Below are 20,058 nucleotides of genomic sequence, written 5' to 3'. Positions count from 1 at the left end.
AAAATAATATTTATCGAAAAATAATCTAACGCAACTCCTAAAGCACTTTGATTTTACAATTAAATCCCTTTCACAATCTCCCTCAACTGATTATCCAATTCCTCATTAGAAATCATTCCTTTTTCTATATCAAAATTCGTATCAAAAAGTGGCAAAGAGAAGGTTTCTTTAATCACTGCACCATAACGGGGAAATGCACTTTTGGCAATTTCTAATACCGACGCACCTCCTCTGCCTCCGGGAGATGTTGCCATCAATAACATGGGTTTTTGCTGGAAAACTTTACCCACAATACGGGAACACCAATCGTACACATTTTTAAAAGCAGCCGAATAATTTCCATTATTTTCCGCCAGAGAAACCACTAAAAAATCAGCCGATTCAATTTTAGCCAAAAAGGCTTTGGCCAATTCATGCTGACCAATTTCAGCTTCAATATCCACACTAAAAAGGGGCATTTGGTAATCATTTAAATCCAAGACTTCGACTTCGGCATTTTCAAAAAGCGAAGCGGCATAAGTGGCTAATTTTTTATTGATAGAATTTTTACTGGGGCTTCCGCCAAAAGCGATGATTTTCATAGTATTTTTTTTCCTGAAAAATACATAAAATTCAGAAACAAAAAAACTGCTGAATGGCTCCAGCAGTTTTATCTATTTTCTTTTTTCGTTTTTTTTTTATTCTAAAAAACTACACATTAAAACGGAAATGCATCACATCTCCATCTTTAACAATATATTCTTTTCCTTCCACACGTAATTTTCCGGCTTCTTTCACTTTGGATTCCGAACCATAATTAGAGAAATCATCATAAGCAATTACTTCGGCACGAATAAACCCTTTTTCAAAATCGGTATGGATTACTCCGGCCGCTTTTGGAGCGGTATCACCTATATTAATCGTCCAGGCACGAACTTCTTTTACACCAGCAGTAAAATAAGTTTGTAAGTTTAATAATTTATAAGCCGCACGAATCAATACTGCCGAACCTGGCTCAGTTAACCCTAAATCTTCTAAGAAAACCTGACGCTCTTCATAACTTTCTAATTCGGTAATATCAGCCTCTGCACCAACAGAAAGTACAATTACTTCGGCATTTTCATCTTTTACCAATTCGCGTACCTGATCTACATATTTGTTTCCGTTTATCGCCGAAGCCTCATCTACATTACAAACATACAAAACCGGTTTCGTAGTAATCAATTGAAAATCTTCCATCAAAGCTTCTTCCTCATTCGACTGAGGAACAACTGTTCTGGCTGATTTTGCCTGTAATAAAGCTTCTTTAATTCGATCCAAAAGTGCTTTTTCGGTCTGCGCTTCTTTATTTCCGGTTTTAGCCGCACGATTTACTTTTTCCAAACGTTTTTCAACCGTTTCCAAGTCTTTCAACTGCAACTCGATATCAATTGTTTCTTTGTCACGAATAGGATTTACATTCCCGTCAACATGCACAATATTGTCGTTATCAAAACAACGCAATACATGAATAATAGCATTACACTCGCGGATATTTCCCAAAAACTGGTTTCCTAAACCTTCTCCTTTACTGGCACCTTTTACCAATCCGGCGATATCTACGATATCAACCGTTGCCATTTGCACACGTTCCGGTTTCACCAATTCTTCCAAACGGGCAATTCTGGGGTCCGGTACATTAACCACACCAATATTAGGTTCGATAGTACAAAAAGGAAAGTTTGCACTTTGCGCCTTAGCATTAGACAAACAATTAAATAAAGTTGATTTCCCAACATTTGGTAATCCTACAATTCCTGCTTTCATGATCGTATTGTTTACAACTAGCGTTTTGCTATGTGTTTAATTTTTATTTTAAAAGTGTGCAAATATACTATATAAAACGCAGAGTTAGCATAATTCTAAAATTTATACAAAGCATTTACTTCACACAAAAAAAGCTTATCTTGCAAATGCTCTTTTTGACTAATAAATCCTTAATTGATTAGGATTAAAATTCTAAAACGCTATGATTAATCTTTATCCTGATGAAATGGCCGAAATTTACGACGCCATGTACCAAAGTTTTATAGATTATGACAAAGAATATGCTTTTTACAACAATCTGCTTCAAAAAAATGAACCAAAATCTATTCTGGAAATAGGAAGCGGAACAGGAAATATTGCCAAACGTTTTATTGAAAACCACCAAAACTACCGCGGACTTGATTTTAGCACAAGCATGATTGCCATTGCGCAAAAAAGAAATCCGGATTGTGAATTCCTCCACGGCGACATGCGCGATTTTAATCTGGAAAAAAAAGCGGATGCTATCATTATTACCAGCCGTTCCACCAGTTATCTGATTACTAACAATGACATTAACGATACTTTTAGCTGTTTATACAACAATCTGAATCCAAACGGCATTATTATTTTTGATTTTATCGATGCTAATCGTTATATCCCTTTTATCAAAGAAAACAAAACGGTCATCCACAGTGCGCAATACAAAGGACATTCCTATTTTCGAAAAAGCGATTGGGAAATCAGTTCCCACGATAATTTTATTCTGGAATGGACGGCAAAATATTATAAAGACGAAATAGACAACACTACTATTATTGCTAATGATTATTCTACGGTACGGGTTTTTACACTAAACGAAATGCAATTGTTTTTATACCTGCACAATTTTGAAATTCAGGAAATCATTGACCGCAAAACATACGCTTTTGACACTTTTGTAATCGTGGCCAAAAAAAAATCCTAAACAAAAAGCTTAGGATTTTTTTAAATTGAAATTAAAAATATAATTCTCTATTCATTATGTAAGAAAGCCTGTCTGTTCAACAAGGTTTCCTCATCCTCAACATGATTTTCATCCGGAACGCAACAATCTACAGGACATACAGCAGCACATTGAGGCTCGTCGTGGAATCCTTTACACTCTGTACATTTTCCCGGAACAATATAATAAATTTCATCAGAAATTGGAGTTTGAGCCTCTTCAGCATCCACTTCAGTTCCGTCAGGAAGAACTACTGTTCCACTTAATTTTGTACCATCTTTGTATCTCCAGTCATCAGCTCCTTCATAGATTGCTGTATTTGGACATTCTGGTTCACATGCACCACAGTTGATACATTCGTCTGTTATGATAATTGCCATTATTACTTAGTTTTATGGTTAAAGTACAAAAGTTTTCAAGTTTTAATAACCTGTAGATTATAACTTTTGTCTTTCGACTATATTATACTTATTTTTGTGCAAAATTACAATCAAAACATTTCATAAGCAAACAATATGACAATAGAAAGCAAAAAAAATATTTTTGTGGAATTAGGAAAATTTCTCAGCCAATTTTCTGAGGCCGAAAATAAACAGAGAGAGGACGTACAGGGCAACACTGTTTTTTTTGATTCTTTTGTAAATTTGATTCAGCTTTCGCAATCCCATAACGGCTGGTACACGCCTGAACAAGTGCATTATGCAGTACAATCCTGGGCAACTGCCTTAACCGAAGAAAACCTCAATCAATGGCTTTCGATGTATTCTTTTGACAAAGTCAAATCAAAAAGAATTGCCTTAATTCTTGCCGGAAATATTCCCCTGGTAGGTTTTCATGATTTTCTTTGTGTGTTAATAACAGGACATGATGTTTTGGTAAAAACATCCTCAAACGACCAACATTTATTACCTTTTTTAGCCAAATACCTTATTCATATTGCTCCCGAATTAGCCGAAAAAATCACTTTTACCGAAGGAAAACTGGAAAATTTTGATGCAGTAATCGCTACCGGAAGCAACAATACCGCCCGTTATTTTGAATATTATTTTAAGGACAAACCTTCTATTATCCGCAAAAACCGCAATTCCGTTGCTGTTTTAAACGGCGAAGAAACCAAAGAACAATTAATCGCTTTGGGAGAAGATATTTTCAGGTATTTTGGATTAGGATGCCGCAATGTTTCCAAACTTTTTGTTCCTAAAGGATATGTTTTTGACTCTTTTTTTGAAGCCATGTTTGAATATCAGGATGTGATACATTATGAAAAATACGCTAATAATTACGATTATAACAAAGCGGTTTTTCTGATGAGTAATTTTCAACTCCTAGACAATGGTTTTTTAACAATCAAAGAAGACAACAGCTACGCATCGCCAATTTCCAGCGTATTTTACGAATATTACGACGCCTTGCCGGAAGTAGAAAAAAAATTACAAAAAGACAGTGACCAAATCCAGTGTATTGTAAGCAATAATTTGATAAAAAACAGCACTACATTCGGACAAAGCCAACAGCCAAAATTATGGGATTATGCCGATAATATCGATACTATATCGTTTTTGTTAATAACATAGAAAAATTTTTAATAATTATTATGAATAATTTAATGCTTATTCGACTCCTATTACCGAAATTTGCATTTTAATTTTTTGGACATAAACTACACCATGAAAAAACACAACTACAGCGCAGGCCCTTGTATTTTACCACAAGAAGTTTTTGAGAAATCAGCACAAGCTATTTTAGACTTCAATAATTCAGGATTATCGATTTTAGAAATTTCGCACCGCAGCAAAGATTTTGTTGCTGTTATGGACGAAGCAAGAGTATTGGCTCTTGAATTGCTTGGATTAGAAGGAAAAGGATATCAGGCTCTTTTTCTTGCCGGTGGAGCTAGTTTAGAATTTTTAATGGTTCCTTACAACTTGATGAAAGAAGGAGGAAAAGCAGCTTATTTAGATTCAGGAACCTGGGCTACTGCAGCTATTAAAGAAGCCAAACTTTTTGGAGAAACTGTTATTGTTGCTTCTTCAAAAGAAGACAACTACACTTATGTTCCAAAAGGATATGAAATTCCTGCTGATGCAGATTATTTCCACTGTACTTCAAACAACACTATTTTTGGTACTCAAATGAAAGAATTCCCTAAAACGAATGTTCCGCTAGTTTGCGACATGAGTTCGGATATTTTTTCCAGAGACTTAGATTTTTCTCAATTTGATATTATTTATGCCGGTGCTCAAAAAAATATGGGCCCTGCAGGAACAACTTTAGTGGTTATCAAAGAAGAAATCATTGGTAAAAACGGTCGCAACATTCCTAGTATGTTGGATTATGCCAAACACGTTAAAGCAGAAAGTATGTTCAACACCCCTCCTGTTTTCCCTGTGTACGCATCTCTATTGACATTGAGATGGATCAAGGAAAAAGGCGGTATCGCAGCGGTTGAAAAACTTAACAATGCTAAAGCTGAATTGCTTTATAACGAAATTGACAGAAACCCATTATTCAAAGGAGCTGCTGTTGCAGCAGACCGTTCTAACATGAATGTAACTTTCTTGTTAACAAATCCGGAACACACTGAAACATTTGACAAAATGTGGAAAGAAGCCGGAATCTCTGGTCTTCCTGGTCACCGTTCAGTAGGTGGTTACAGAGCGTCTATTTACAATGCTATGCCAATTGAAAGCGTACAAGTATTGGTAGATGTAATGCAGGCTTTAGAGAAAGCAGTTTAAATAAATTAAAAGATTCAATGATCGAAAGATTAAAGAATCTATATTTATTTAAATAAAATCTATTGATTGAATTTTTCAATCTTTAAATTGAAATTGCTAGCAGAGGCTCTAGCCCCGATAGAAGCGGAAATCCTTGTGGCGGCAGGCATCTACGCCGACACAAGATTGAAACGGATAGCGGGAAACAGCTTCTAAAACATTCAATTAATTTGGGGGTTAAACCTCGTAATGTAATAACAAAACATGAAAGTATTAGCAAACGACGGGATTTCAAAAAGTGGAATCTTAGCTTTAGAAAAAGGTGGTTTTGAAGTAATCACTACAAAAGTTGCTCAGGAACAAGTAGCCAACTACATCAACGAAAACAACGTAAGCGTGATTTTAGTTCGTAGTGCTACTAAAGTTCGTAAGGACATTATTGATGCTTGTCCGGGCATTAAAATCATTGGTCGTGGTGGTGTAGGTATGGATAATATTGATGTGGAATACGCTAAAAGCAAAGGAATCCACGTAATCAATACTCCTGCATCTTCATCAGAATCGGTTGCTGAATTAGTTTTCGGTCATTTGTTAACAGGAGTTCGTTTCTTACACGACTCTAACAGAAACATGCCATTAGAAGGTGATACTAAATTCAACGAATTGAAAAAAGCCTATGCTAACGGAGTTGAATTAAGAGGCAAAACTTTAGGTATCGTAGGTATTGGCCGTATTGGTCAGGCTACTGCTAAAATGGCTCTTGGATTAGGAATGAAAGTTATCGCTGCTGATAGTTTCATCCCGCAAGTTGATGTAAAAGTAGAGTTCTTTGACGGACAATCTGTTACAACAACAATCAAAACACAATCATTAGAATCTGTTTTTGCTGAATCTGATTTCATTACATTACACGTACCTGCTCAAAACGGATACATTGTAACTGAAAAAGAATTCGCTACCATGAAAAACGGTGTAGGAATTGTAAACTGTGCCCGTGGTGGAGTTATCAACGAAGTTGATTTAGTAAAAGCTTTAGACAGCGGAAAAGTTGCTTTTGCAGGTTTAGACGTTTTCGAAAACGAACCAACTCCGGCTACACAACTTTTAATGCACCCAAAAATCTCTTTGACTCCACACATTGGAGCTGCAACTGGAGAGGCTCAGGACAGAATTGGAACTGAACTTGCTTCACAAATCATTAGTTTATTGAGCTAATAATTTAAGGCTTTTATAACACAAAAGGACTCATTACAAATTGCTAATGAGTCCTTTTTTTATTAAATTTGATAAGTAACCTTATAAAAGCGAATCTCATGTTAGATCAATTAGCACAATTAGTACAGGAATTTGGTGAAGATGCAGTTATAAAAAACGAAGCAATCCCGCACGAACAAAACCAAGCCGTTTTGCAGGAAACCAGCAACTCTATTTTTTCCAGCTTACAAAAAATAGCCAGTCAGGCTGATTTATCGCAAATTGCAGGACTCCTACAAGGCCAGGATATTGACAAAAACAATCCGGCCGTACAACAAATTACAAAAGACGTTTCAAATTCATTAACAGAAAAATTAGGAATCAGCTCCGCCACAGCAACTTCGTCAGTGACAGCCATGATTCCAAAAGTACTAAGTTCCTTAATTCAAAAAGCTAACGACCCAAAAGATACCAGCATCAATCTTTCCGGCTTACTGGACTCCTTAACCGGCGGAAACAGCCCGGAACACGCCAGCATCATGGAAGCCATCGGAGAATACGGAATTCATTTTGGTTTAGACCAAAACTCGGATGGAAAAGTAGATTTAGACGACGCTATCGAACTCACTAAAAAAGGAGGCTTAGGCGGAATGCTGGGCAAACTTTTCGGAAAATAATTTTTAAACTCGTTTTTTCAAAAGCCATTTACCACAGGGACAAATGGCTTTTTTGTACCTAAACGACAGAATTCAGTAATTAAATTCGTAAATTTAATAGTGCAAAACCAATTCGCTGAGCGTCATGAAAACAAAACTTTCCCTATTAATTCTAATTTTTGGACTGATTATTATAAGTTGTGCGACAAACAAACCCAAAGTAACAAAAAATGATTATCAGGAACGTCAAAGTTCTGACACCGTAAAAATTGCCAACAAAGATTTAGAATACGAAGTCATCATTATCGATCCCGGATTTAATTTTTGGTTAAATTCGATGGCTTATCCGCGCGGTTTTTACACACAAACTTATTTAGAAAACAAAAACAGAATTTATATTAACGAATGGAACAATCGTTTTTTGCAACCACAACGCTATAGTCGGGATTTGTATGAAATGAGTATTGATTACGATTCAAATATCAATTATGGCTACGAAGTCAACTACCTTATCTATAATTATATGATTTATTTTCAAAATAATTACCACCAAAAACTTTATGGCCGCGTTCCTTTAAGATAATCTTTAGTACATTTGTAATCATTATAAATAAAGATGAAAGGATTAAAAGAACGTTGGAAAGTAGAGTCTAATTTTCAACTCACCATAATTTTTATCGTTTTTGCCATAACAGGATCAGCTTCGGCATGGATTTCTAAGCCTGTTTGTATCTGGTTAGGAATTTTAAAAGAAGATTTTGGTTTCTGGCACACGCCTGTTCGCCTGCTAATTGTGTTGCCTTTATACCAAATTTTGCTGGTAATTATCGGTTTTTTATTTGGCCAGTTCAAATTTTTCTGGGCATTTGAAAAAAAAATGCTTCGCAAAATGGGTTTGGGATTTTTATTTAAAAACAACACTGATTAATCTTTCTTTTTAAACTTATAATAATAAATCCAGCTCAAAGTAAAAGTGGGGATAAAATCAATATAAGGCAAAAATTCTTCTACAAAAGAGATAATTCCTCCTATTCTTCCAAGCTTTCCTTTATACATTCGGGTCATTAAAAATCCGGAAAGCGGCGCCCAAACTACATCTGAAAATTCCCCGACAAAAGGAATACTAAAAGACAGCATTCCGATAGCATCAAAAAGAATTCCTAAAAAAAGTTTTTTATAAGCCGTTTCCAAGATTAGTTTTCTTTTAATTTATCTTTAAAATAAGTTCTTACCTTATCAATTTTTGGCGCAATCACAAAAGCGCAATAACCCTGTGATTTATTTTGATTGTAATAATTTTGATGATAATCCTCAGCCTCATAAAAAATAGTAGTCGGTGAAACTTTAGTCACAATTGGTTTCTCAAAAACAGCTTCTTCCTCTAGAAATTGAATAAAATCTTCGGCTATTACTTTTTGTTCCTCATTATGATAAAAAATCTCGCTTCGGTATTGTGTCCCTACATCATTCCCCTGACGGTTTAAAGTTGTTGGGTCGTGTGTTGCAAAAAACAATTCCAATATTTCGCCAAAAGAAATCTCCTCCGGATTAAAATAAACCTGAATTGCCTCGGCATGACCGGTATCGCCCTGACAAATTTCCTTATATGTAGGATTTTCTGTTTTTCCGCCTATATAACCCGAAACCACTTTTTCAACAGCTTTTAACTCTAAAAAAACAGCTTCCATACACCAAAAACAACCTCCTGCTAAGGTTGTCACCTCTGTTATCATTTCTTTTTTCATAAGCTTCTTTTTAAAAAAATGTTTTCTTTTTTATTAACTCAAATTTATGCTTTTTAAACCAAAAATATAGTCTGCTTCATTTTATAATCCTTAAAATCTTTGTTTCTTTGTAAAAACTGCCAATTGATGATACAAGCTAAAAACTTACATAAATATTACGACCAGCTTCACGTACTGAAAGGTGTTGATTTACATATTCAAAAAGGAGAAATTGTTTCTATTGTAGGTGCTTCGGGAGCAGGAAAAACAACGCTTTTACAAATTCTTGGTACTTTAGACAAGCCTAATCAGGAAAACGAAATTGAACTTCGTATCAACAATGAAAATATTTTATCGATGAATGATAAAAATTTATCCAAATTCAGAAATTTGAATTTGGGATTTATTTTTCAATTTCATCAATTATTACCGGAGTTTACCGCTTTGGAAAATGTATGTATTCCGGCATTTATTGCCAAAAAAAACAAAAAAGAAACCGAAGAAGAAGCCATCAAACTACTGACTTATTTGGGACTTTCGCATCGTATTCACCACAAACCCAGTGAACTTTCCGGCGGAGAACAACAACGTGTGGCTGTTGCCAGAGCTTTAATTAACAAACCCGCAATTATTTTTGCCGATGAACCTTCCGGAAATTTGGATACACATTCGGCAGAAAATTTACACCAATTGTTTTTTAAGCTAAGAGACGAATTTGGACAAACCTTTGTTATTGTGACACACAACGAAGAATTAGCCAATATGGCCGACCGAAAACTGGTTATGGTTGACGGCTTAATTAGCGACCATTAATATACAATTCCGGAATATGAATTTCTCCGAACTCAAAGATTTTCTGGACGAAAAAGTACTGCAATACAACACGCTGGATTTTATAGAAAGTGATCCGGTTCAAATTCCGCATTTATTTACCCAAAAAGAAGATATTGAAATTGCCGGTTTTCTAAGTGCCACCATTGCCTGGGGAAACCGAAAAATGATTATAAAAAACAGTCACCGGATGATGGATTTGATAGGAAATTCTCCTTATGATTTTGTCATGTCCCATTCTGAAAGTAATTTAGACCAATTAGGATCATTTGTACACCGCACTTTCAACGGTCAGGATTTTATTGGATTCATCCAATCACTTCAAAATATTTATAAAAATCATGACGGACTGGAAGCTGTTTTTGCTAAAAATCAGGAAGAAATTTCTATGCAAAAAAGCATCTCGGAATTCAAGAAAATATTTTTTGAAATCCCGCATCTTTCCCGAACTCAAAAACACATTTCGAATCCGTTGAACAATTCGGCCGCTAAAAGAATCAACATGTATTTGCGTTGGATGTGTCGTCAGGACAACAACGGAGTGGATTTAGGAATTTGGAAATCTATCGCTCCGTCGAAACTTTCCTGTCCACTGGATGTACATTCCGGAAATGTTGCCCGAAAATTAGGTTTGTTACTTCGTAAACAAAATGATGGAAAAGCACTTTTAGAATTAGATACTAAACTTAGGGAATTAGACTCAAATGATCCTGTCAAATACGATTTTGCTCTTTTTGGTCTTGGTGTTTTTGAAGGTTTTTAAACCAATTTACTATGCATCATCGTTAGTCTCAATTTAAAGTAAATTAAAAGTATAGCACCAGCCAATAAGTTTTTTTGTCAATTTAGTACTGTTTTAGCATCAAATTGTAATTTGACCCCGCTTTAAAAGTAATTTTTACCCCTAATTTGTTTTCTATATTTCTAATTTTATAACCCGAACTAAAATAAAATATTTGAAAAGCATGTTATAAAATGTAAACGTTTACAATTAAAAGTAATTCATTTTAACCTAAAAATATCTACTATGAAATAAAATATTTTAAATAAATATGTCCATTAATAACCTTAAAAAAACCTACTTAAATGCTAAAAAATTACATGAAACCATCATTAGTAATGGCAATAGCATGCCTTACTATGAAAACCACCGCAATTTTTGCTCAGAATCCAGTAGTAAAAATTGATTTTGATCAATCAGGAAGAAGCACTGCCGAAGTGAGTGAATCCGGGTATACCCCTTGGGTAATTACCACTAATACAGCCAGCAAAACAGTAAACGGCGTCACATTTACATTAACCAAAGTTGGAGACAAAGGAGACATTTTAGGTACCAATTGGTACAAAGCCGGAATTCAGGCTCCTAGTTACGCCAGATTAGTCTGTGATGGAGTCACTGTGAAAAACGGTACTGCAAACGAAGGTGGTCAGATAGAACTTAAAATAAGCGGATTAGAAACCGGAGAACATACTTTAATGGCGTTTTTAAATGCTGTAGACAGCCCCGTTTATACTTTTAGTCCAATTGATATCTCTATCAATGAAAATTTAGTAATCGATAATTTGATTCCTACTGTAAGAGCTCTGACTCCTGCAACTGCAAAATCAGCTTATTTAAAATTTCAGGCTACGACAGGAACCGATGTGATTATTCGTTTTGCGGCCGAAAGATCAGGAAATGAAACCTATAAAAATGTGATGTTGAATGGAATTGAATTAAATACACCTAACATTTTCAATCAGGCAACTAACCCGAAACCCAACGATAATGATGAGCACGTAGAATTAAACTCCGGAAGCAGTACCTTAAGCTGGACATCTGCCATTAATGCCGTATCTCACAATATTTATTTCGGCACAGATTTAGCTGCAATTGAAGCCGCAGACATCTCTTCTTCTTTATATAAAGGAAATCAACCCAAAGAAAACACTTCTTTCACTGTAAATGGACTATACACGGGTGGCACCTATTACTGGAGAATTGACGAAGTTTTAGCAAATGGTGAAATTGTAAAAGGCAATATTTGGCGTTTACGTCCTGCTCAGTTAGCTTTTCCGGGAGCAGAAGGTTATGGCCGTTTTGCACGCGGCGGAAGAGGCGGAAAAGTGGTTGCAGTAACCAATTTGAATGATAGCGGTCCGGGAAGTTTACGTGAAGCTGTTACCAATGATATAGGACCAAGAACGATTGTTTTTAATACTTCAGGAATTATCCAATTAAACTCGCGTTTGGTTTTAAGTCAACCTTATGTTACCGTTGCCGGACAAACGGCGCCAGGCAAAGGAATCTGTATTCGCTCCGCTCCTTTTGGAATTACCGGAAATGATGCTATCGTACAAAATGTACGCGTTCGATTAGGCGCAGGTCCTACTTATGACGGAATGGGATTAACCGGTGCGAATCATAGCATCATCGATCACTGTTCCATCAGTTGGACAATAGATGAAGCGTTTAGTTCACGTTCCGGTAAAAATATTACCCTGCAAAGAACCTTAATTTCGGAAGCCTTAAATGCCGCAGGACATCAAAACTATCCGGCAGGAACTGAACACGGTTATGCAGGAACCATAAGCGGAGACATCGGAAGTTTCCACCATAATCTGTTAGCGCACAATTACGGTCGTAACTGGAGTCTTGGAGGTGCATTAGATGGTAATGGCGCTTATGCCGGCAGAATGGACATTACGAATAATGTGGTTTACAATTGGGGCACAAGAACTACTGACGGAGGAACTAAGGAAGTAAATTTTGTTAATAATTACTATAAACCCGGAGCTGGTTCGAAAATATTTGTTGCTTTCAACCAACAAAATGAAAATGTGGGTACCGGAATGCAAAGATGTTATTTTAACGGAAATGTGATGCCGGGATATTTTGACGAAAGCAATCAGGCTGCCGGACGAAAAGTTTCTTTTTCAAATGGAGCTACTTATCAATATGACAACTTTGTTGACACTCCTTTTTTTCCATCTTATGTAACCACACAAACAGCCGGTGAAGCATATAAAATTGTACTTTCTGATGTGGGATGCGTACAACCGGAATTTGACGAACATGACGAAAGAATTATTACTGAAACACTAAACGGAACTTATACCTATACCGGAAGTGTAACCGGTAAACCTGGATTTCCGGATAATGAATCAGACGTTGGCGGATATGAAAACTATCCTGAAGTTAACAGAGATATTGATTGGGATACTGATCAGGATGGATTACCAAACTGGTGGGAGGCTATCAAAGGAACAAATCTAAATTCTGCAATTGGAGATTTTTCAGATACTAATGCTGATGAAGATTTAGACGGTTACACTAATCTGGATGAGTATCTACAATGGATGTCACTACCTCATTACGAATCTCCAAAAGGACACAAAGTAAGTATTGATATCAAAAAACTTTCGAGAGGATTTACCGATGGAGTTAGTTACTCCTTATCTAATATTGAAAAAGGAAATGCTACTTTAGTTTCTAACATAGTAGAATACAGACCAACAGCCAGCGGATTAGGATCATTTGATTTTACCGTTAGTGACAATACCGGTGCAACAATGACCCGCAGGGTAAATATAGTTAACGAATATTCTTTGTCAGCAACAAAAAAGAATCCAGAAATCTCTACTCAAGTTAATGCTTGGCCTATTCCAAATAATGGTTCATTTTCTATACTAATGACCAATGACAGTGATGAAACTGATACTAATTCTAATGCAGAATACAAAATCTATGATATTTTTGGAAAAGAAGTCAAAAAAGGAATTCTTAAAGAAGGTCGTCAGGAAAACGTCAGTTTACAGTTAAAAGGAGTTTTCATACTAAATGTTTTAAATCTTTCAACAAAAAAAATAATACATTCACAAAAAATCATCATCCAATAAGTTTTAATTAATTTTTAAACCAATGGCAACTTTTCAAGTTGCCATTTTTTTTATACTATAATTCCAATCTGAATCCTTCAAATAATTTTCGAATTAAACATCAAACTTCGTCAAATTAGATGCGCTGTATCCAGTTAAATAAAATTTTACCTTTTTAGACTTAGCCTCTTTGAAAGATTTTAAATATTCCTCAAAAAAAACAATTATTCCTAAATATAAAATTGTAAGTTTTTTATATTTATTTTATACAGAAACTGTATTTTATCGATATTTTTACACACTTTATCGATATTTCTACATTTTTATTTATTACTTTTATCATGTAATTAAACCCCAATTATAAACTACTAACCTAGGAAAAATATGGATCTAACCTACTCTTTGACTCATATCATTTTACCCTTTTTAGGACTTGCATTTCTGGTTTTGATTGTAATATTAATTTTAAACAGATTACTTTTTAATTTACGTCAGCCAAAAATCAATTTAGTAAAAGCCAAAATTGATGATTTTTTAACCACTTTAGTATTTTCGGCTTACGAAGCAAACGAACTAAAGTCAAAAATTAATGATTTCAAAAAAGAAATTCCATTTAAAAAGAAGTGGTGCAAAAAAATAGTTTTAAATAAAATTATCTTTTTGAAACGAAATTTAAAAGGTGATATCATCAAAACATCTCACTTAATCTACGAACAGTTTGATTTGTTTAACTACAGTATTTCTCTTTTAAAGAGTAAAAAGAAGTATTTAAATTGTCTTGGCATGTATCATCTAAAAGCCCTGGAATACCGCAAAGGAAAAGATTATGTAACCCCATTTTTAAATCATAAAAACAGGATTCTAAACTCAAGCGCTTATCTTACTGTAATTTCACTGGAACCTGAAAATTTAGGCCTTTTATATAATTACCAAAAACCAATATTTTTAGCCGGTGAAATAAACATCATGAATATCATTCATCAAAAAAAGCCGCCAATACCCGGTAACCTAAAAGATTGGATACATTCAACAAATCCGTCAATTGTACGATTAGGGATTAAGCTCATGGCTTTTTACAATTATACAAATGAAAATCAATCGATTATCACACATTTAAAATCGGATGATGAAAAAATACGCTTGGCTGTTATTACGGCCATTAGACAGCTCTTTATATTTGATACTGAGAAACAACTAATTGAGTTATTTGACACCGAAAGCAAGAACAACCAGCTCGAAATACTCAAAACTTTAGCTGTAATTGGAAGTAAAGACACCGAAGAGTTTATTTATAACTTATTAAAAAAACCGATAGATTCTGACATTAAACTAAAAGCGGTAAAAAGTCTTTCCAAAATGAATTCAAACTTTATTGAAAACTTTATAGGCAATCATGAGATTAGTAAAATGATTCAACATGTAAAAATACCTTCTATATGATACTCAAAAATTTTATCGAATATTATGAAATATTTGTAGCTGTTTTTTCCTCTGCTTATATCCTTTTTTACATGTTATTAGCGGTATTATCTTACTATGCTATTAAAAAACACCTTAATGCAAAATATTTTATTCATGATGATGTATTATTAAAATCAAACTACATCCCGGGAGTTTCTGTAATTGCTCCGGCCTTTAATGAAGGAGCTAATGTAGTTTACAATGTAAAATCTTTGCTTTCTCTAAATTACCCTAAATATGAAGTAGTACTGGTAAATGATGGTAGTACGGATGATACCTTAGAAAAACTTATAAAAGAATTTGAATTAGTCAAAATAGATTTCTTTTATCAGGAAAAAATCCCAACAAAAACGGTGAGAGGTCATTACAAATCGACAAACCCGGTTTATTCTAAACTTTTAGTTGTGGATAAAGAAAATGGAAAAAGTAAAGCCGATGCTTCTAATGCTGGTATTAATTCGTCAAAACATCCTTTATTTCTTTGTACTGATGTTGATTGTATTTTGAAAAATGATACTATCATAAAATTAGCTAAACCATTTATTGAAAGTAAAAAAAGAGTAATTGCAACAGGTGCAGGAATTCGAATTTCAAATTCTTGTGAAGTAAAAGAGGGATTTTTAGTCAAAATAAGATTTCCTAAAGGCTGGTATCCAAGATTTCAGGAATTGGAATATGTACGGGCATTTCTATTTGGAAGAATGGCCTGGAGTCAATTAAACAGCTTACTTTTAGTTTCCGGAGGACTGGGAATGTTTGACAAAGAAATAGCCGTTAAAGCCGGAGGGTACTGGCACAAATCTTTAGGAGAAGATATGGAACTTATTACCCGAATGCGAAAATATATGTATGATAATAAACTAGATTTTTCAGTAAAATACATTCCTGAATCCTTATGCTGGACAGAAGTTCCGGGAAATCGAGAAATCTTAATTCGTCAACGTGTACGTTGGGCAAGAGGTTTAATCCAAACACTTAATTTACATAAAGATATGTTCTTTAATCCGAAATATGGAAGAACCGGATTTTTAATTTTCCCTTATTTCTTTGCATTCGAATTCTTAGTACCCATTTTAGAAGCAATTGGATTTATTACATTAATCATCTCCTTTTTCTATTTGAACATAAATTACGAGAGTTTTTTATACCTGACCATTGCAGTGTATCTATTCTATTTAAATCTCACAATAATATCTATTTTATTAGACGAAATACTTTACAAACACTACTCTAGCGTAAAAGAAATACTTATTCTTATTATGACTGCGATTATTGAACCTATTTTTTATCACCCTATAAATGTTTATGCCTCTTTAAAAGGTTATTATCATTTTTTCAGACAAAAAGAACAGGCCTGGGGAAACATGCAAAGACAAGGTTTTAACACTCAAAATGACAATTAACACTATGATAACTAATAATAATAAAATACTAACAATATTAACTTATCTAATCCTTTTAGTAAATTATAGTCTTTTTGCTCAACAAATTGATACTGATAATTTATTAAAAGAAGCTCTTCACGAAGCTAATGTTGAACAAAATTATCCATCGGCATTAAAAAAGTCGCAATTAGGAATTAAACTTGCTCCTGATTATCTGGATTTTTATCTATTGTCCGGAAGAATTTATCAAATAACTCAAAAAAAAGATAGTGCCCGTTACTATTTCAATTATGTTATTGACAGAAATCCAAAGTATGAAGAAGCTTTTTTGTATTTAACCAATTTGAATTTAGAAGAAAAAAAATACAATGAAGCCGAGATAACAATAAACAAAGCACTCCAAAACCATCCTGAAAACAAAAATTTCCGATATAAAAAACTTCTCGTTTATCAATTAGAAAATAATGAACAAAAAGAATACGACTATGTAAAAACATTGGAATTACAATATCCAAATGATGCCGAATTAAAGCAACGTATTTTCATTTTAGAAACCAAAAACAATTCAGAAAGAATAGGAATTAATTATAGTTATACTGCTTTTGACAGGAAAAATTACGGTCCTTGGCATTTAGGAAGTTTGCAATACATCAAACAACGCAACTGGGGTTCATTAATTGGTCGGGTAAGTTACGCTAACAGATTCGCTTCCGGCGAAAGTATTATTGACGGTGTTCAATATGAAGCTGAATCCTACCTTTTTACAGGTAAAAAAAGTTATTCCTATCTTAATGCAGCGTATAGTGAAAAAACTGTTTTTCCAAAATTAAAATTAGGATACTCTTATTTTCAAAATTTTTCAAATGGATGGGAAGCTGATTTAGGAATCCGATATGTAAAAACACTTGATGCCGATTTTACTACTGCTGTTGTGGGTGTTGGAAAATACATTGGCTCATACTGGATTAACCTAAAATCTTATATTCAAAGCAACAACAATTCTATTTATCCGGCATTTACACTAACTAGCCGATATTATTTTGATACGCAGTTTGATTACCTAAGCTTAATTGCCGGTTATGGCTCTTCTCCTGATGAGAGATCTACTTTGGGACAATATGAAAATAGAGTTTCATTAAATTCTTATCGAATTGGAGGCGGATATTTTAAATTAATCAATAAACATTACCTAACAGGTTTACAATTAACAGTCAATAATCAGGAGTACGCACCAGATTTAAAACAAAATGAAATTGAAATAGCATTAATGTTTCAATACAAACTATAAAAAAAGAATACAAAACTTACATAACACCAATAAATAATGCATTTCATCGATATTTTTTGCTCTTTATCGATAAATTAATTTTTTAAAGTTATATTTGTTTGTAATCTTTAATAGAAAAAGATTTTATAAAAAAAGTTTCTAAACACAAAATATCACATAAAAATGGAAAATAGCGCAAAGAAAATTTTAGTTATTGAAGACGATATTTTAATGGTGAAAATTTTAGAATTCGTGCTTCGAAAAGAAGGATACGAAACAGTAATTGCTAAAGATGGTATTGAAGGTCTCGAAAAATTAAAAACCATCAATCCTGCGATGATTATTACTGACATTATACTCCCTTTCAAATCCGGATTAGAAATAATAAGTTTTGCAAAAGAAAATCACGCAGATATTCCAGTTATTGTTGTATCAGCAATGGGAGAAGAAGAAGGAACCGTAATGGAAGCCTTTAACTTAGGTGCAGATGATTTTGTACCAAAACCATTTAACCCAAATGAATTAAAACTCAGAGTAAAAAGATTGTTTGCTAAGAACCAATTTTTTGAAAATTCTATCAAAAATGCCATAAGCGCATAAATATAACGAGCTTAAAAATAAAACAAGCAGGACATCTTCTTAATTAGATTCCTGCTTGTTTTTTTTAAGACAAAACCAATAAAAAACAGATTCCTCTTACCTATTCTCTCATTAGCCTCAAAAAGACTATCTTTGCACAAAATTTACGTTTTATGGCTACTTTCGAGCAATTCAATCTTCCTAAATCATTACAAAAAGCTGTTGATGAAATAGGACTTACTACTCCTACTCCAATTCAGGAGAAATCTTTCTCTGTAATTATGTCCGGAAGAGATATGATGGGAATTGCACAAACCGGAACAGGGAAAACCTTTGCTTATTTGTTGCCCATTTTAAAACAATATAAATTTAGTCCTACACATACACCTAAAATTGTCATTTTGGTTCCAACACGCGAACTGGTGGTACAGGTAGTGGAAGAGATCGAAAAACTAACCCAATACATGTCCATCCGAACCATCGGAATTTTTGGTGGAGTGAACATCAACACCCAAAAAAAGAACGTTTATGAAGGTTCCGACATTCTTGTGGGAACTCCCGGAAGAACTATGGATTTGGCTTTGGACAATGTCGTCCGTTTTGACGAAATGCAAAAATTAGTCATTGACGAATTTGACGAAATGCTAAATTTAGGTTTCCGTACCCAGCTGACTTCTTTATTTGCGATGATGCCAAGAAAGCGTCAAAACATCTTATTTTCAGCAACGATGACTGATGAAGTAGATGCTATTTTGAACGATTATTTCGATTATCCGGAAGAAGTAACGCTGGCCGCTTCAGGAACTCCATTGGAAAAAATCAAACAGATTACCTATAACGTTCCGAATTTCAATACCAAAATCAATTTGTTAAAACATTTATTAGCTACAAATGAAGACATGAGTCGTGTGCTGATTTTTGTCAATAACAAAAAGATTTCCGATATGCTTCACGAACGCATCGAGGAAGATTTTGAAGGACAATTTGGTTTGATCCATTCCAATAAATCACAAAATTACCGTTTGAACACCATGGCTTCTTTTCAGGAGGGCAGTTTACGCGGATTGATTACTACCGATATTATGGCGAGAGGTTTGGATATTTCTGATATTACTCACGTTATCAATTTTGAAATGCCTGAATTTGCCGAATTGTACATGCACCGTATTGGTCGTACCGGTCGTGCTGATGCAACAGGAACCGCAATTAGTTTTGTAACACCTCGCGAAGAAGAAGCCAAAGTAGAAGCCGAAGTCCTGATGGATATGGAATTAGAAATTGAGGATTTCCCTGAAGATGTTGCCATTTCTGACAAACTAATTGGTCCTGAAAAAGAAAGACAGCCTGTTAAGTTTTTAATGAAAAAACCTAAGATAGAAGGCGGAGCGGCTTTTCATGATAAAGCCAAAAAGAATACAAAAGTCAATCTTGGCGGCCCTTCTAAAACCAAGAAAAAAACACATGGCTCTGTCAATAGAAATATGTTGAAAAACCAAGCTGCTAAAAAGAAGAAAAAGAAATAATTAAAAAGCCTAAAGATGAAATAGACTGCACCCAAAAGTTTAGACAAATTTATATTAATTTTGATAATAATGAGTTCGATATTTTATCGGACTCATTTTGTTTAAATTTGATTT

20 protein-coding genes are annotated in these 20,058 nt (G+C 34.2%); 15 read left to right on the top strand and 5 right to left on the bottom strand.

Features of this window, described 5'->3' with window-relative positions:
- Nucleotides 1-59: 59 nt before the first annotated feature.
- Nucleotides 60-581, bottom strand: a complete 522-nt coding sequence (locus tag H599_RS0116565; protein ID WP_026715153.1) for an NADPH-dependent FMN reductase — start codon at nt 579-581, stop codon at nt 60-62.
- A gap of 109 nt (nt 582-690) precedes the next feature.
- Nucleotides 691-1,785 carry a redox-regulated ATPase YchF gene (gene ychF / locus H599_RS0116560; RefSeq protein WP_026715152.1) on the bottom strand — a complete coding sequence of 365 codons (1,095 nt, stop codon included), beginning with the start codon at nt 1,783-1,785 and terminating at the stop codon, nt 691-693.
- 202 nt (nt 1,786-1,987) lie between these two features.
- On the opposite strand from ychF, the gene H599_RS0116555 reads away from it, so the two are divergent.
- Nucleotides 1,988-2,731 carry a class I SAM-dependent DNA methyltransferase gene (locus H599_RS0116555; protein WP_026715151.1) on the top strand — a complete coding sequence of 248 codons (744 nt, stop codon included), beginning with the start codon at nt 1,988-1,990 and terminating at the stop codon, nt 2,729-2,731.
- A 47-nt stretch (nt 2,732-2,778) separates the two neighbouring features.
- On the opposite strand, the gene H599_RS0116550 is transcribed toward H599_RS0116555, so the two are convergent.
- Complete coding sequence (locus tag H599_RS0116550) at nt 2,779-3,129, bottom strand: 4Fe-4S dicluster domain-containing protein (RefSeq protein WP_026715150.1); 351 nt, start codon at nt 3,127-3,129, stop codon at nt 2,779-2,781.
- A gap of 135 nt (nt 3,130-3,264) precedes the next feature.
- On the opposite strand from H599_RS0116550, the gene H599_RS0116545 reads away from it, so the two are divergent.
- The 6 genes from H599_RS0116545 to H599_RS0116520 all read left to right on the top strand — a co-directional run bounded on the left by H599_RS0116545 (nt 3,265) and on the right by H599_RS0116520 (nt 8,244).
- The gene (locus H599_RS0116545) at nt 3,265-4,323 is read left to right on the top strand and encodes an acyl-CoA reductase (protein ID WP_026715149.1); all 1,059 of its coding nucleotides are present in this window, start codon (nt 3,265-3,267) and stop codon (nt 4,321-4,323) included.
- A 93-nt stretch (nt 4,324-4,416) separates the two neighbouring features.
- Nucleotides 4,417-5,487: a 3-phosphoserine/phosphohydroxythreonine transaminase gene (serC, locus tag H599_RS0116540; RefSeq protein ID WP_026715148.1), complete on the top strand. Its 1,071-nt coding sequence runs from the start codon at nt 4,417-4,419 to the stop codon at nt 5,485-5,487.
- Nucleotides 5,488-5,730: 243 nt separating this feature from the next.
- Nucleotides 5,731-6,681, top strand: coding sequence for a D-2-hydroxyacid dehydrogenase (locus tag H599_RS0116535; protein WP_026715147.1), 951 nt, complete (start codon nt 5,731-5,733; stop codon nt 6,679-6,681).
- Between the two features lie 98 nt (nt 6,682-6,779).
- A complete protein-coding gene (locus tag H599_RS0116530; RefSeq protein WP_026715146.1) occupies nt 6,780-7,337 on the top strand; it encodes a DUF937 domain-containing protein in 558 nt (185 codons plus the stop codon).
- Nucleotides 7,338-7,461: 124 nt separating this feature from the next.
- Entirely contained in the window at nt 7,462-7,899 is a 438-nt protein-coding gene (locus H599_RS0116525; protein ID WP_026715145.1) for a DUF6146 family protein, read from the top strand.
- A 33-nt stretch (nt 7,900-7,932) separates the two neighbouring features.
- A complete protein-coding gene (locus H599_RS0116520) occupies nt 7,933-8,244 on the top strand; it encodes a DUF6787 family protein (protein WP_026715144.1) in 312 nt (103 codons plus the stop codon).
- Here the strand turns inward: H599_RS0116520 and H599_RS0116515 are convergent.
- Nucleotides 8,241-8,507 carry a hypothetical protein gene (locus H599_RS0116515; protein ID WP_394330982.1) on the bottom strand — a complete coding sequence of 89 codons (267 nt, stop codon included), beginning with the start codon at nt 8,505-8,507 and terminating at the stop codon, nt 8,241-8,243. The two genes, H599_RS0116520 and H599_RS0116515, sit on opposite strands and share 4 nt — an antisense overlap.
- Before the next feature lie 2 nt (nt 8,508-8,509).
- The gene (gene msrA, locus H599_RS0116510; protein ID WP_026715142.1) at nt 8,510-9,061 is read right to left on the bottom strand and encodes a peptide-methionine (S)-S-oxide reductase MsrA; all 552 of its coding nucleotides are present in this window, start codon (nt 9,059-9,061) and stop codon (nt 8,510-8,512) included.
- Between the two features lie 126 nt (nt 9,062-9,187).
- Between msrA and H599_RS0116505 the strand changes: the two genes are divergently transcribed.
- The 8 genes from H599_RS0116505 to H599_RS0116470 all read left to right on the top strand — a co-directional run bounded on the left by H599_RS0116505 (nt 9,188) and on the right by H599_RS0116470 (nt 19,944).
- Complete coding sequence (locus H599_RS0116505; protein ID WP_026715141.1) at nt 9,188-9,853, top strand: ABC transporter ATP-binding protein; 666 nt, start codon at nt 9,188-9,190, stop codon at nt 9,851-9,853.
- A 16-nt stretch (nt 9,854-9,869) separates the two neighbouring features.
- Complete coding sequence (locus tag H599_RS0116500) at nt 9,870-10,634, top strand: TIGR02757 family protein (RefSeq protein WP_026715140.1); 765 nt, start codon at nt 9,870-9,872, stop codon at nt 10,632-10,634.
- Between the two features lie 323 nt (nt 10,635-10,957).
- The gene (locus H599_RS0116495; RefSeq protein WP_245600537.1) at nt 10,958-13,750 is read left to right on the top strand and encodes a T9SS type A sorting domain-containing protein; all 2,793 of its coding nucleotides are present in this window, start codon (nt 10,958-10,960) and stop codon (nt 13,748-13,750) included.
- 363 nt (nt 13,751-14,113) lie between these two features.
- Nucleotides 14,114-15,169, top strand: a complete 1,056-nt coding sequence (locus H599_RS0116490) for a HEAT repeat domain-containing protein (RefSeq protein WP_026715138.1) — start codon at nt 14,114-14,116, stop codon at nt 15,167-15,169.
- A complete protein-coding gene (locus H599_RS0116485; protein ID WP_035141813.1) occupies nt 15,166-16,593 on the top strand; it encodes a glycosyltransferase family 2 protein in 1,428 nt (475 codons plus the stop codon). The genes H599_RS0116490 and H599_RS0116485 overlap by 4 nt, the downstream gene beginning before the upstream one ends.
- A 4-nt stretch (nt 16,594-16,597) precedes the next feature.
- Nucleotides 16,598-17,863: a YaiO family outer membrane beta-barrel protein gene (locus tag H599_RS0116480; protein ID WP_035141825.1), complete on the top strand. Its 1,266-nt coding sequence runs from the start codon at nt 16,598-16,600 to the stop codon at nt 17,861-17,863.
- Between the two features lie 162 nt (nt 17,864-18,025).
- Complete coding sequence (locus H599_RS19975) at nt 18,026-18,442, top strand: response regulator transcription factor (RefSeq protein WP_051590783.1); 417 nt, start codon at nt 18,026-18,028, stop codon at nt 18,440-18,442.
- Nucleotides 18,443-18,594: 152 nt separating this feature from the next.
- Nucleotides 18,595-19,944, top strand: coding sequence for a DEAD/DEAH box helicase (locus H599_RS0116470; protein WP_026715135.1), 1,350 nt, complete (start codon nt 18,595-18,597; stop codon nt 19,942-19,944).
- Nucleotides 19,945-20,058: the final 114 nt, after the last annotated feature.

The organism is Flavobacterium daejeonense DSM 17708, assembly GCF_000425425.1.
Classification (GTDB): domain Bacteria; phylum Bacteroidota; class Bacteroidia; order Flavobacteriales; family Flavobacteriaceae; genus Flavobacterium; species Flavobacterium daejeonense.
This window is presented reverse-complemented; position numbering and strand designations above follow the sequence as displayed.

Coding starts and splice junctions, on each gene's coding strand:
- H599_RS0116565 (WP_026715153.1), bottom strand. CDS start 581: ATGAAAATCATCGCTTTTGGCGGAAGCCCCAGTAAAAATTCTATCAAT.
- ychF (WP_026715152.1), bottom strand. CDS start 1,785: ATGAAAGCAGGAATTGTAGGATTACCAAATGTTGGGAAATCAACTTTA.
- H599_RS0116555 (WP_026715151.1), top strand. CDS start 1,988: ATGATTAATCTTTATCCTGATGAAATGGCCGAAATTTACGACGCCATG.
- H599_RS0116550 (WP_026715150.1), bottom strand. CDS start 3,129: ATGGCAATTATCATAACAGACGAATGTATCAACTGTGGTGCATGTGAA.
- H599_RS0116545 (WP_026715149.1), top strand. CDS start 3,265: ATGACAATAGAAAGCAAAAAAAATATTTTTGTGGAATTAGGAAAATTT.
- serC (WP_026715148.1), top strand. CDS start 4,417: ATGAAAAAACACAACTACAGCGCAGGCCCTTGTATTTTACCACAAGAA.
- H599_RS0116535 (WP_026715147.1), top strand. CDS start 5,731: ATGAAAGTATTAGCAAACGACGGGATTTCAAAAAGTGGAATCTTAGCT.
- H599_RS0116530 (WP_026715146.1), top strand. CDS start 6,780: ATGTTAGATCAATTAGCACAATTAGTACAGGAATTTGGTGAAGATGCA.
- H599_RS0116525 (WP_026715145.1), top strand. CDS start 7,462: ATGAAAACAAAACTTTCCCTATTAATTCTAATTTTTGGACTGATTATT.
- H599_RS0116520 (WP_026715144.1), top strand. CDS start 7,933: ATGAAAGGATTAAAAGAACGTTGGAAAGTAGAGTCTAATTTTCAACTC.
- msrA (WP_026715142.1), bottom strand. CDS start 9,061: ATGAAAAAAGAAATGATAACAGAGGTGACAACCTTAGCAGGAGGTTGT.
- H599_RS0116505 (WP_026715141.1), top strand. CDS start 9,188: ATGATACAAGCTAAAAACTTACATAAATATTACGACCAGCTTCACGTA.
- H599_RS0116500 (WP_026715140.1), top strand. CDS start 9,870: ATGAATTTCTCCGAACTCAAAGATTTTCTGGACGAAAAAGTACTGCAA.
- H599_RS0116495 (WP_245600537.1), top strand. CDS start 10,958: ATGCTAAAAAATTACATGAAACCATCATTAGTAATGGCAATAGCATGC.
- H599_RS0116490 (WP_026715138.1), top strand. CDS start 14,114: ATGGATCTAACCTACTCTTTGACTCATATCATTTTACCCTTTTTAGGA.
- H599_RS0116485 (WP_035141813.1), top strand. CDS start 15,166: ATGATACTCAAAAATTTTATCGAATATTATGAAATATTTGTAGCTGTT.
- H599_RS0116480 (WP_035141825.1), top strand. CDS start 16,598: ATGATAACTAATAATAATAAAATACTAACAATATTAACTTATCTAATC.
- H599_RS19975 (WP_051590783.1), top strand. CDS start 18,026: ATGGAAAATAGCGCAAAGAAAATTTTAGTTATTGAAGACGATATTTTA.
- H599_RS0116470 (WP_026715135.1), top strand. CDS start 18,595: ATGGCTACTTTCGAGCAATTCAATCTTCCTAAATCATTACAAAAAGCT.